Annotated in this window: 7 protein-coding genes and 1 pseudogene; 1 reads left to right on the forward strand and 7 read right to left on the reverse strand. The window is 70.2% G+C overall.

What is annotated here, in order from left to right:
• Positions 1-228 (forward strand): annotated as a pseudogene (locus QQK25_RS20780) (cytochrome c3 family protein); the annotation flags it as partial.
• A 584-nt stretch (positions 229-812) separates the two neighbouring features.
• On the opposite strand, the gene QQK25_RS20785 reads toward QQK25_RS20780, so the two are convergent.
• From QQK25_RS20785 to QQK25_RS20815, 7 genes are all read right to left on the reverse strand, one after another.
• Positions 813-1,676 carry an ATP-grasp domain-containing protein gene (locus QQK25_RS20785; RefSeq protein WP_284189679.1) on the reverse strand — a complete coding sequence of 288 codons (864 nt, stop codon included), beginning with the start codon at positions 1,674-1,676 and terminating at the stop codon, positions 813-815.
• A gap of 74 nt (positions 1,677-1,750) precedes the next feature.
• Positions 1,751-2,632, reverse strand: a complete 882-nt coding sequence (locus QQK25_RS20790; protein WP_284189680.1) for a hypothetical protein — start codon at positions 2,630-2,632, stop codon at positions 1,751-1,753.
• A 73-nt stretch (positions 2,633-2,705) separates the two neighbouring features.
• Complete coding sequence (locus QQK25_RS20795) at positions 2,706-3,719, reverse strand: dihydroorotate dehydrogenase-like protein (protein ID WP_284189681.1); 1,014 nt, start codon at positions 3,717-3,719, stop codon at positions 2,706-2,708.
• 1 nt (position 3,720) lies between these two features.
• Positions 3,721-7,293, reverse strand: a complete 3,573-nt coding sequence (nifJ, locus tag QQK25_RS20800; protein WP_284189682.1) for a pyruvate:ferredoxin (flavodoxin) oxidoreductase — start codon at positions 7,291-7,293, stop codon at positions 3,721-3,723.
• A gap of 425 nt (positions 7,294-7,718) precedes the next feature.
• A complete protein-coding gene (locus tag QQK25_RS20805) occupies positions 7,719-9,098 on the reverse strand; it encodes a sigma-54-dependent transcriptional regulator (RefSeq protein WP_284189683.1) in 1,380 nt (459 codons plus the stop codon).
• Positions 9,095-10,966 carry a sensor histidine kinase gene (locus tag QQK25_RS20810; RefSeq protein WP_284189684.1) on the reverse strand — a complete coding sequence of 624 codons (1,872 nt, stop codon included), beginning with the start codon at positions 10,964-10,966 and terminating at the stop codon, positions 9,095-9,097. Before QQK25_RS20810 ends, QQK25_RS20805 begins: the two co-directional genes overlap by 4 nt.
• A 26-nt stretch (positions 10,967-10,992) precedes the next feature.
• Positions 10,993-11,434: 4Fe-4S dicluster domain-containing protein (locus QQK25_RS20815; RefSeq protein WP_284189685.1), on the reverse strand; the 442-nt coding region annotated here is incomplete at its 5' end.

Consider the following 11,434-nt stretch of genomic DNA (forward strand, 5'->3'; position numbering starts at 1 on the left):
CTGCTGGTGGATCAGGGCCGGGGCGACGCGGCCACGCGACTGCTGCGGGACGGCGTGCCGGCATCCAGCCAGCCCGGCCCGCTGCATTTCGCCCTCGGGCTGATTGCCGGCAAGGCCGGCCGCTGGGCCGAGGCCGTCGCCGAACTGGAGCGCGCCGCCACCCTGATGCCGGACGATGCGCGCGTCCGGCGCAACCTGGACGCGGTGCGCCAGCGCATGGCTCGGTAGGGCGCGAACGACGGAGAGCCCCTGCCCTGTAGGTCGGACTTCAGTCCGACATCAAGGGTTGGTCACGCGACAGAGGCCGGACTGAAGTCCGAACCACGCCAAAAGCCCGGCAGCACCTCCCGACATGCACAAAGCCCGCCCTCCCCATCCCGGAGCTCCTCGCGAGCACCAAAAAGCAGCAACCCGACCATCCGGCCGACAGGACTGCCCTATCCCGGAGCTGCTCGCGAGCAGCTTTTGGACAGGGCATGACACACGCCGAGTCTCTCGGGAGCACAAAAAAGCAGCAATGCGACTATCCGACGGACAGAACGCCCCTATCCCCAAGACCCTCGCGAGGAGCTCGCGGACAGGGCACGAGAGGCTCCGGGGTGCTCGCGAGGAGAAAAGAGAAAGGCCGGACCATCCCGCAGACCGACGCGAGGGTATGGCAGACCGGACGCCCTCGCCCCGGGAATCCCCCGAGCCGCCCTTCCGTAGGCCGGACCTGTAGGCCGGACTGTAGGTCGGACTTCAGTCCGACACCACGGCTTGGTCATGCACGAATTGTCGGACTGAAGTCCGACCTACAGGGGACATCGGGCCTAACCTGCGCAGCGCAGCAGCACCTCGGCGAAGCGTGCGGGGGCGTCGGGTGCGACGCCGAGGAAGAGCTCGGGCTCGATGAGCTCCAGCTCCATCACCGCCGGGCGGCCACCCTGCAGGCGCACCATATCGACCCGGGCGTAGGTGGTCGGGGCCGGGGTGGCGGAGAGGGCCAGGGTGGCCAGTTCCACCTCGTCGGCGGCCGGCTGGTAGGGGTGATTGGTGCCGCCGTACATGTCCTGCACCCGGTAGTCGCCCGCCGCGGGTTGCTTGCGGATGGCGTGGGAGAAGGCGCCGCCGAAGTAGATCAGCGACACCTCGCCCTGGGCGGCGACGCTCTCGATGAAGGGCTGGACCAGCACATCGCCCTCGGCCAGCAGCGCGGCCAGGTGGGCGAGGCAGGCCGGATCGGTGGCGTGGGCCTTGAGGGCGCCGATGGCACCGATCGATACCGCCGGTTTCACCACCACCTCGCCCCAGCCGGTGGCGGCGAGCCGGGCGGTGCCGTCCGCCGCGCCGCCGTCAAGCCACAACGTGGGCACGGTGGGGATGCCCTTGGCGGCGAGCTCGCGCAGGTAGGCCTTGTGGCTGTTCCATTCGATCACCGACACGGGATTGACGAAGGCGGTGAGCTGGCTGGTCCGCTTGGCCCAGGCGAGGAACTCGGGCAGGCGGCGGAAGTAGTCCCACGGGGTGCGCACCACCACCAGCGGGTAGGCGGCCCAGTCTTCCGGGCTGTCCCACGGGACGACGACGGCCTCGACGCCGATCTGGGCGAGCGCGGCGACGAGCAGGTGGGTTTCCGGGTCCGGCTTGGCCATGGTGGCGCCGGTGACGAGGACAATGCGGGTGGAGGCTTCCATGGGCGGGGCAGGCAGAGGAAAAGTCGGCCCGCCATTTTAGCGGCGATGGGCCGCAGCCCGGCCTGTCGGTGGCGTCAGCGCAGGCTGAACCACACCCGCTCGGCGTAGCGCCCGTCCTTGCCACGGGCGCCGGGGCTGGGCTCGCGGCGTACCGAATGCACCCACGGGGCGGTGGAGAGTTCGTCCATGAAGGCATCCACGCCGGCTTCCTCGCCGGAGCGGATGCGCGCCACGAAGCCGGCACCCTGGGCGTCGATGCCGTCAAGCAAGGTGCCGGGCGGCAGCGCCGTGGAGACGCGGCGCCGGAGTTCGGACGTGCCGATATCAGGGCCGGGGCGATCCGACGGCAGCGCGCCCATCGCCGACAGCCGGCGCCAGCGCACTTGCTCGCTGCGGGTGAAGGGAATCCGCAGGTACTTGCAGCCGTCGCCGCACCACACCGGAAACTCCAGGTAGTTGGCGGTGACCTGCCGGGCCACCAGATTGCCGGCGGAATCCCGGGCCACGTAGAGCTCCTTGTAGCCCTCGCCCTGCAGGTCGCGGTAAAGCGGGTCATCCCGCTCGATGAGCATGTACGGCCAGCTGAGCTGCAGCCAGCCATCGTGGCAGGCCTCGGCGGCGGGCTGCAGGCGGATGGTGCTCGCCCCTTCGCTGCCGGGCGCGCCGAGCTGCAGTTGCAGGCCGGCCTCGACGCTGCCGCTCAGCGTCACGTCGAACCAGCGGCGCCGCTGGGCTTCGCGCGGCAGATGCTGGGTGACCAGCGCCAGAAAGACCAGCGGGTCGTCGTTGAGATACTGCCCGGCGAGCTGCGGGCAGCCCTTGCCCCTGGGGATGTCGAGGGGCGCCCAGTCGGCGGGCGAGCGCGTTTCGTCGCTGCAACCGGCCAGCGCCAGCGCCGCCAGCCCGGCGGCAAGGCGGGCGCGCAGTACGGGCGCGAGCGTGAGAGAGATCGACATGGGCAGGCTGAAAAAACCACGGCCGCCCATGCTTGCGGCGGCCGTCCGAAATGTCAATGTGCCAGCGCGGCCCTCAGCGCCACACCCCCGGCCGTGGGGTGAAGCTGTCGAGCACCCGGATGTAGCTCTGGCGGGCCAGGCTGCTTGCGTCGCGCAGGTTGGCCTGGCACATGCTGCCCTTGAGCTGGGCCACCGATTCGTACTCGCGGTCGGCCATCCAGGCGCGCAGGTCGTGGAGGATCTGGGTGAGCCGGGCCGGGCCGTGCTCCAGCAGGCAGGACGCCAGATGCACCACGTCGGCCCCGGCCAGCAGCAGCTTGAGGGCTTCCTGGTAGCCATACACGCCGCCGGTGGCGGCCAGGGTGATGCGCGTCTGGGCGCGCAGGATGGCGATCCAGCGGATGCGCAGCAGGGCCTCGTCGGGGCTGGAGAGCTCGAGCCGATCCACCATCTCGAGGCTGTCCAGGTCGATGTCCGGCTGGAAGAAGCGGTTGAACAGCGACACGCCCGCCGCGCCACCCGCCTCCAGCCGGCGCACGAAGTTGGGCAGCGACGCGAAGAAAGGCGGCAGCTTCATCACCACCGGCACCGCCACCGTGCGCTTGAGCTCGGTGAGCAGGGCCAGGTAGCGGGCCTCGACGGCGTCGCCGGTCTCGTTGGGGTCGGCGGCGATGTGATAGACGTTGAGCTCCAGCGCATCGGCGCCGGCGGCTTCCAACTCGCGGCCCAGATCGACCCAGCCCGAGGGCGTGACGCCGTTGAGGCTGGCGATCACCGGAATGCCGACACGCGCCTTCACCCGGCGCAGGTGTTCGAGGTAGCGGTCGATGGCGCTCTCGTAGCTGCCGTGGTCGGGCAGGAAACCGGCGGATTCGCCGTCGTGGAGTTCGGCGTGGAGCAGGAAGCGGTCGGCCATCGCGTCTTCGGCGATCAGCTCTTCCTCGTAGAAGGAGTGCAGCACGATGGCCGCGGCGCCGGCGTCTTCCAGCTGAAGCACGCTATCCAGGTGCTTGCACAGGGGCGACGAGGACGGCACCAGCGGGTTCTTGAGCGGCAGGCCCAGGTAAGTCGTGGACAGGTCGATCATTTCAGCTCTCCTTGGGCGCGGCAGGCGCGTGGCCGGCGGCGAGATCCTGGTAGGTCTTGAAGCGGCGGTCGGCTTCCTTCTGGGCTTCGGCCATGAGGCGTTCGGCGGCCTCCGGGTGGCTGCGGGCGAGCATCGCGAAGCGGGTCTCGCTGTCCATGAAGGTCTTGATGGGCTGGCTGGGCGGCGCCGAATCGAGCTTGAACGGGTTGCTGCCGGCGGCCTCAAGCCGTGGGTCGTAGCGGAACAGCGGCCAGTGGCCGGACTTGACCGCCATGTCCTGCTGGCGCTGGTTGTAGAGCATGTCCACCCCGTGGGCGATGCACGGGCTGTAGGCGACGATCAGCGACGGGCCGTCGTGGCTCTCGGCCTCGTGGAAGACCTTGAGGGTGTGCACGTCCTTGGCGCCGTAGGCCACGGTGGCCACATACACATGGCCGTAGTCCGAGGCGATACGGGCCAGATCCTTCTTGGCGGTGGCCTTGCCGCCCGCCGAGAACTTGGCCACCGCGCCCACCGGGGTGGCCTTGGAGGTCTGGCCGCCGGTGTTGGAATACACCTCGGTGTCGAGCACCAGGATGTTCACGTCGTAGGACAGCGCCAGCACGTGGTCGAGCCCGCCGTAGCCGATGTCGTAGGCCCAGCCGTCGCCGCCGATGATCCACACCGAACGGCGGATCAGCCATTCGGCGAGGGACGCGAGCTCGGCCGCCCTCGGGTGGCTGCCAGCGGCGAGTTTGCTCAGCAGCGCGGCAACCCGCTCCCGCTGGGCGCGGATGCCCGGCTCGCTGCGTTGGTCGGCATTGACGATGGCGCTGGCGAGATCGCCGCCGATCTCCGCTTCCATCTCCTTCACCAGCTGCATCCCGTAGGCCATCAGCTGGTCGGCGGCGAGGCGCATGCCCAGGCCGAACTCGGCGTTGTCCTCGAACAGCGAGTTGGACCACGCCGGGCCGCGGCCGGCGCCGTTCACCGTCCAGGGTGTGCTGGGCAGGTTGGCGCCGTAGATCGACGAGCAGCCGGTGGCGTTGGCCACCAGCATGCGGTCGCCGAAGAGCTGGGTGGCGAGCCGGATGTAGGGCGTCTCGCCGCAGCCGGCGCAGGCGCCGGAAAACTCGAACAGCGGGTCGAGCAGCATCGCGCCGGGGATGGTGCCGTGCTTGAGCAGGCTGCGGTCGAAATCCGGCAGCTTGAGGAAGAAGTCGAAGTTCTCGCGCTCCGGCTCGCGCAGAGGGCCGATGGGCGCCATGTTCACCGCCAGCCGGCTGATGTTGGACTTGTCGTGGATCGGGCAGGCTTCAACGCAATCGCCGCAGCCGGTGCAATCCTCCGGCGCCACCTGGTAGCTGATGTGGGTGCCGGCCGGGAAATCCTTGCTCTTGGCGGGCACGTGCTTGAACGTCGGCGGCGCATCGGCGGCGGCCTCCGCCGGAAAGGCCCGGGCGCGGATCGCCGAGTGGGGGCAGACGAACACGCACTTACCGCACTGGGTGCACAGGTCGGCCTCCCACACCGGGATTTCCAGCCCGATATTGCGCTTCTCGAACTTGGCGGTGCCGGTCGGGAAGGTGCCGTCGATGGGCATCGCCGACACCGGCAGGCGGTTGCCCTCGCCCCGGTAGATGGGCAGGGTGAAATCCCGCACGAAGGCCGGCTGGGCGGCATCCGGTGGCAGCACGATGGGGGCGGCGCCCTCGCTGGCAGCACCCATCGGCACCGCATGGAGGTTGGCGAGGGTCACGTCGATGGCGCGGTGGTTGAGGTCTGCCAGGCGCTTGCTCTTCCTGCCGTAGGTCTTGTCCACCGCCTTCTTGATGGCGGCGATGGCTTCGTCGCGGGGCAGGATGCCCGAGATGGCGAAGAAGCAGGTCTGCATGATGGTGTTGATGCGCCGCCCCATGCCGGCCTCCTGGGCCACCTTGTAGGCGTCGATCACCCACAGCTTGAGGCCCTTGGCGGCGATGCCGGCGCGCATGGCGGCGGGCAGGCCAGCCCACACCGAGTCGGGCGCGTCCGGCGTGTTGAGCAGGAAGACCCCGCCCGGCGCCGCGTGGGCGAGCAGGTCGTAGCGCTCGACGAACACCGTCTGGTGACAAGCCACGAAGCCGGCCATGTCCTCTTCCACCAGATAGCTGGAGCGGATCGGCGCGTCGCCAAAGCGCAGGTGCGACACCGTGACGGCGCCGGACTTCTTCGAGTCATACACGAAGTAGCCCTGGGCCTGCAGCGCGGTGGATTCGCCGACGATCTTGATGGAGTTCTTGTTGGCCGACACGGTGCCGTCGGCGCCCAGGCCCCAGAACACCGCGTGCTGCAGGCGGCGCGAGGCATCCGAGCGGAAGGCCTCATCCCAGGCCAGCGACAGGTGGGTCACATCGTCCACGATGCCCACGGTGAATTGGCGCTTCGGCTTCGCCTTGCCCAGCTCGGCGAACACCGCGGCCACCATGCCCGGGGTGAACTCCTTGCTCGCCAGCCCGTAGCGGCCGCCGATCACCCGCGGCATCGGGCGGTCGCCGTCGGCGGCGGCTTCGGCGAAGGCGGTGATGATGTCCTTGTAGAGCGGCTCGCCGTCGGCGCCGGGTTCCTTGCAGCGGTCAAGCACGGCGATGGATCGGGCGCTCGCCGGGATCGCCGCCAGCAGCGCGCGGGTGTCCAGCGGACGGAACAGGCGCAGCTTGAGGAGGCCGACCTTCTCGCCGCGGGCGACCAGGTGCTCGACGGTCTCCTCGACGGTTTCAGCGGCCGAGCCCATCACCACGATGACCCGCTCGGCATCCCGCGCGCCCACGTAGTCGAACAGCTTGTAATGCCGGCCGGTGAGTTCGCCGAAGCGATCCATGGCCGCCTGCACGAGGGCCGGGAAGGCGTCGTAGAACGGATTGGCGCGCTCGCGGGACTGGAAGAACACATCCGGGTTCTGGGCGGTGCCGCGCAGCACCGGGTGCTCGGGCGACAGGGCGCGGGCCCGGTGGGCGGCCACCAGGCTGTCGTCGATCATCGCCCGCACGGTCTCGGGCTCGACGGCGACGATCTTGGCGACCTCATGGGAGGTGCGGAAGCCGTCGAAGAAGTGGATCACCGGAATCCGCCCGGCCAGGGTGGCGGCCTGGGCGATCAGCGCCATGTCCTGGGCTTCCTGCACCGAGTTGCTGGCGAGCAGCGCACAGCCGGTGGCGCGGCAGGCCATCACGTCGGAGTGGTCGCCGAAGATCGACAGGGCGTGGGTGGCCAGCGCCCGGGCCGCCACATGCAGCACGAAGGGCGTCAGCTCGCCGGCCATCTTGTAGAGGTTGGGGATGAACAGCAGCAGACCCTGGCTGGCGGTGAAGCTGGTGCCCAGCGCCCCCGAGGTGAGCGCCCCGTGCAGCGCGCCGGCGGCGCCGCCTTCGGACTGCATCTCGATGATCTTGGGTACGACGCCCCACAGGTTGGGCTTGCCCTGGGCCGCCCATTCGTCGGCCCACTCGCCCATGTTGGAAGATGGGGTGATCGGATAGATGGCAATCACCTCGCTGCCGAGGTAGGCCATCCGTGCGGCGGCTTCGTTGCCGTCGAGATTGAGATACGTCGTCATTGCGACCCCCTGTTGGTACGACTGGCAGACGCGGGCCGCCCCCACGGGTGGGGCGCCGCGTCCATTGAAATTTGAAGAGCGTTGATCGCGCATCCCGGGGCGGCCCCGGAACGCGAAAGCCGGCGCCCGCAGCGCAGCATCGGGGCGACGTCCGGCAGCCGCAACCTCACCCCTTGCGGGTGGGTATTACTTCGGCTTTCCCGCCCCCGGCATGGCGGGCAGGTGGAACGGCATTCGGCTTTCATGGCGGCCCGACCTGGATTCGGGCGTGTGCAGCGCAACAATGGAGCCATCATAAGGCCCCGGCGCAAAGCCGGATTTTGACGTGGCGCAAGCTTTTGCGCGGTCAGGGCGGAGATGTGACGCGGCGCACAACCAAATTCACGCCGGACAGTACGCCGGATGGTCGGGCCGGATGACGGCGCTCAGACCTCGCCGCCGTCGCCGCGGCCCTTGAAGCCGTGGCGTTCGAGCATCCGGTAGGCGGTGCGCTCCGAGACGCCCATCGCCTCGGCCACCCGGCGCCGGTTGCCCTGGTGGCGGTCCAGCAGCTCGGCCAGGTAGTGGCGCTCGATCTCGTCGAGGGTCGGTTCGCCGTGGATGGTCACCGGGCCGCTGGCCGCAGGGGCGGCGTCGAATCCCGGATCGCGCAGGGGCGGCAGGTGCTCGGGGCCGACGAGGCCGGTACGGCTGGCGAGGATCAGCGCCCGCTCGACCACGTTGCGCAGCTCGCGCACGTTGCCCGGCCAGTCGTAGCTGAGGAGGCGCGCCAGGGCCTCGTCGGAGAACTCGACCTGACGGCCGTTGCGGGCCCGGGCGCGGGCAAAGTGATCCACCAGCCGGGGGATGTCGTCGCGCCGGTCGCGCAGCGGCGGCACGGTGATCTCGAAGGCCGACAGGCGGTAATACAGATCGGCCCGGAAGCGGCCTTCGCGCACCATCTGGGCGAGATCGCGGTTGGTGGCGACCACCACCCGGGCGTTGGCGCGCAGGTCGGTGGTGGCGCCGACCCGCCGGAAACGCCCGGTCTCGAGGACGCGCAGCAGCTTGGCCTGGATCGACGGGCCGATCTCGCCGATCTCGTCGAGGAACAGGGTGCCCTCGGTGGCGGCTTCGATGAGGCCGGGCTTGCGCCGGTCAGCCCCGGTGAAGGCGCCTCGCTCGTGGCCGAAGAGTTCGGTCTCGAAGAGGGTTTCCTGCAGGGTGCAGCAATCCACCGCCACGAAGTGCCCGTCGCGCCGCTGGCCGGCGTCATGCACGGCGCGGGCCACCAGCTCCTTGCCGGCGCCGCTTTCGCCGCGCACCAGCACGGTCACGTCGTCGTCGGCCACCGCCTCGATGAGGCTGCGCACCTGGCGCATGGGTTCGCTGCCGCCCACCATCGGGTCGTCCACCAGGCCCCGCATGGCGGCCTTGAGGGCGTCGCCGGCGCGCAGGCGGGAGCCCTCCAGCGCCCGCTGGATGACCAGCTCGAGCTCGGCCAGGTTGACCGGCTTGACCAGGTAATCCACCGCCCCCAGGCGCATCGCCTCGACGGCCTGATTGATCGAGCCGTAAGCGGTGAGCATGATGACCGGGCGGGTCTGGGCGATGTCGGTGAGGGGCCCGAAATCCCGCGCGTCGGGCAGGTTCATGTCGAGCAGCACCAGATCCGGCGCCACCTCGTCGATGCGCGCCCGGGCTTCGGCCCAGGTCTGGGCGCTGTGCATGTCGAAGCCGCTGCGGGCGAGGGTCTTGAGGAGCAGGCGGTTGAGCACCGCATCGTCCTCGATCACCAGGATCGAATGGGTGACCGGTGCGTTCATGGGTTTTCTCCGTCGGCACAGGCCAGGAAGACATGGAAGGTGCTGCCCTGCCCCGCCTGGCTCTCGACGCTGATCCGCCCGCCGTGGCGTTCGAGGATGGCCTTGCAGATGGCGAGGCCGAGGCCGGAGCCGCGGCGGCCATCGGCCCGGCGGCTGAAGAAGGGCATGAAGATCAGGGGCTGCTCCTCGACCGGAATGCCGACCCCGCTGTCGCGCACCGTGAGGTGATGGAAGTCATCCTCGCGGCGCAGGCGGATGTCGAGCGTGCCGCCGTCAGGCATGGCGTGAAAGGCGTTCTGAAACAGGTTGAGGGCCACCTGGCGCATCTCCGCCTCGTCGCCACGCACCCGGGCGTCGGCGGGCTGGAGATCGAGGTTCACCTTCACGCGGGCGCTGCGGGCCTCCTCGGCGAGCAGCGCCACCATGTCGTCGATGGCGGCCCCGACGAGCACCGGGCGGGTTGGCCCGGGCGGGTGGCTGAGGGTCATCAGGCGCTGGGTGATGAGCACGCAGCGGTCGATCTCGGCGTCCACCAGCTCGAGGTATTCGGTGACTTCGGCGGCGCCCATCGAGCCATCCCGCAGCCCGCGCAGGCTGGACTGCAGCGCCAGGCGGATCGACGCCAGCGGGTTGTGGATCTCGTGGGCCACGCCGTTGGCCAGCAGGCCCACCGCCGACAGCCGCTGCTCCTGGGAGAAGCGCACCTGATCGTCGAGGGAGCGGATCGCCTCGACCACCAGCCGGCGCCCGTCCGGCCCCACCAGGGGGGCGGCGTGGATCTCGACGCTCACCGGGCTGCCGTCGGGCCGTTTGAAGCTCATCACGGTGCGCAGGGCGTCCGGCCGGGCGCGCAGCTCGGCCAGCGGACAGGTGACCAGCGTGACCGGACAGGGTTCGTCCAGCTGGCGGCCGATGCGGTGACACCGCTCGCCGCGGATCGCCTCGAGGGGCAGCTGGACGAGCTCGGAATAGGCCCGGTTGGCGAGCACGATGCGGTAGTCGTCGCCGATCACGACCATCGGGTCGGGCGCCGCATCCACCAGCCCCTGCAGGAAGGCGCCCTGCTGGCCGGCCTGGTCGAGCATCTCGCCGAGGCGTCGGGTCATCGCGTCCACTTCGTCGCCCAGGCGGCCCAGTTCGCCGCCAGAGAGGCTGCCGACCCGCGCCGAGAGATCGCCATCGGCGAGCCGCCCGGCCACGCCGGCGAGCGTGCCCACCGGCGTCAGCACCTCCCGCCGCACCACCCACCAGATGGCCAAGGCCAGCAGGCACAGGGCCGCCAGCCCCAGGGGCAGCAGACGCTGCAACTGGGCCGCGCCGCTGCCTTCGGAGGGCGGCACGAACTCGACCACCAGCACGCCATTGACCGGATGGGTGTCGACGGCGCCGTGGCAGCCGCCGCAACGCGGCTGGTTGCGGATCGGGTAGGCAATGCGCAGCAGGCCGGCCTTGCCGGCATCCAGGGTATCCAGCCGCGGCGGCGACACCATGCAGCCCGCGGTGAGGCACAGATCGCGCACCCATTCCGGGTGGAGACTGCCCTGATCGGCGTCGCGGGAGGCGAAGCGCACCTCGCCAGCCGGATTGAGCAGCGCCGCAAACTGCACGCCGGGCAGGCCGCCCAGCTGGACGAGGATCTCGGCCAGCCCCGACAGATCACGACGCAGCATGGCCGACTGCAGGCTGGCTTCAAACAGGCCGGCAAGGCGGCGGGCGGAGCTTTCGTGCTCCACCTGCAGGGCCGTGCCCGAAATCCACAGGGCGCCCCCGACGAGCATGCCCGAGGCGCACAGCAGGGCCAGCATCAGGACCAGCATCAGGCGTCGCGCGAGGGGCGTGGCAAACCACAGTCGGGATAGCAGGCTCATGCGTGAGGGGAAGTCAGCGGTATTTTTCAGTCTACCACCAGCCTGTCCGGGCGCCGGGCGCCTGTCCGGCAGACCGGGCACAGGGGCGGCGCCCGATGGCCGGCGGGATGGCGGAAGGTGGCGGAGCAGCGGCTACAGGTGGTGTCATGAAAGAACGCGACGACCACCCCGCCAGCGGCCCGCCCAGGCCGGAGGGCACCCTGGTCGCAGGCGTCGACGCACAGGTTGCAGCCGGTACAGCGCTCCATGCGCAGGCGCAGCCCGGCCTCCGCGCCCGCTTCCAGCCAGTCGATGGCGCCCTCGGGGCACAGCCGGGCGCACACCGCGCAGCCCGTGCAGCGGGCGACGTCCAGGCTCACCGCCCACAGGCCACCACCTCTGCCGATGGATGCGAGCAGCCGGAGCGCCGCCGGACGGGTATCGGGGCCGGCCGTGCGGGCTGCCGGGCGCAGCAGACCGAAGAAGCCG

The sequence above is a fragment of the Zoogloea oryzae genome (assembly GCF_030161255.1).
In the GTDB taxonomy this organism is placed as follows: domain Bacteria; phylum Pseudomonadota; class Gammaproteobacteria; order Burkholderiales; family Rhodocyclaceae; genus Zoogloea; species Zoogloea oryzae.

Coding starts and splice junctions, on each gene's coding strand:
- QQK25_RS20785 (WP_284189679.1), bottom strand. CDS start 1,676: ATGGAAGCCTCCACCCGCATTGTCCTCGTCACCGGCGCCACCATGGCC.
- QQK25_RS20790 (WP_284189680.1), bottom strand. CDS start 2,632: ATGTCGATCTCTCTCACGCTCGCGCCCGTACTGCGCGCCCGCCTTGCC.
- QQK25_RS20795 (WP_284189681.1), bottom strand. CDS start 3,719: ATGATCGACCTGTCCACGACTTACCTGGGCCTGCCGCTCAAGAACCCG.
- nifJ (WP_284189682.1), bottom strand. CDS start 7,293: ATGACGACGTATCTCAATCTCGACGGCAACGAAGCCGCCGCACGGATG.
- QQK25_RS20805 (WP_284189683.1), bottom strand. CDS start 9,098: ATGAACGCACCGGTCACCCATTCGATCCTGGTGATCGAGGACGATGCG.
- QQK25_RS20810 (WP_284189684.1), bottom strand. CDS start 10,966: ATGAGCCTGCTATCCCGACTGTGGTTTGCCACGCCCCTCGCGCGACGC.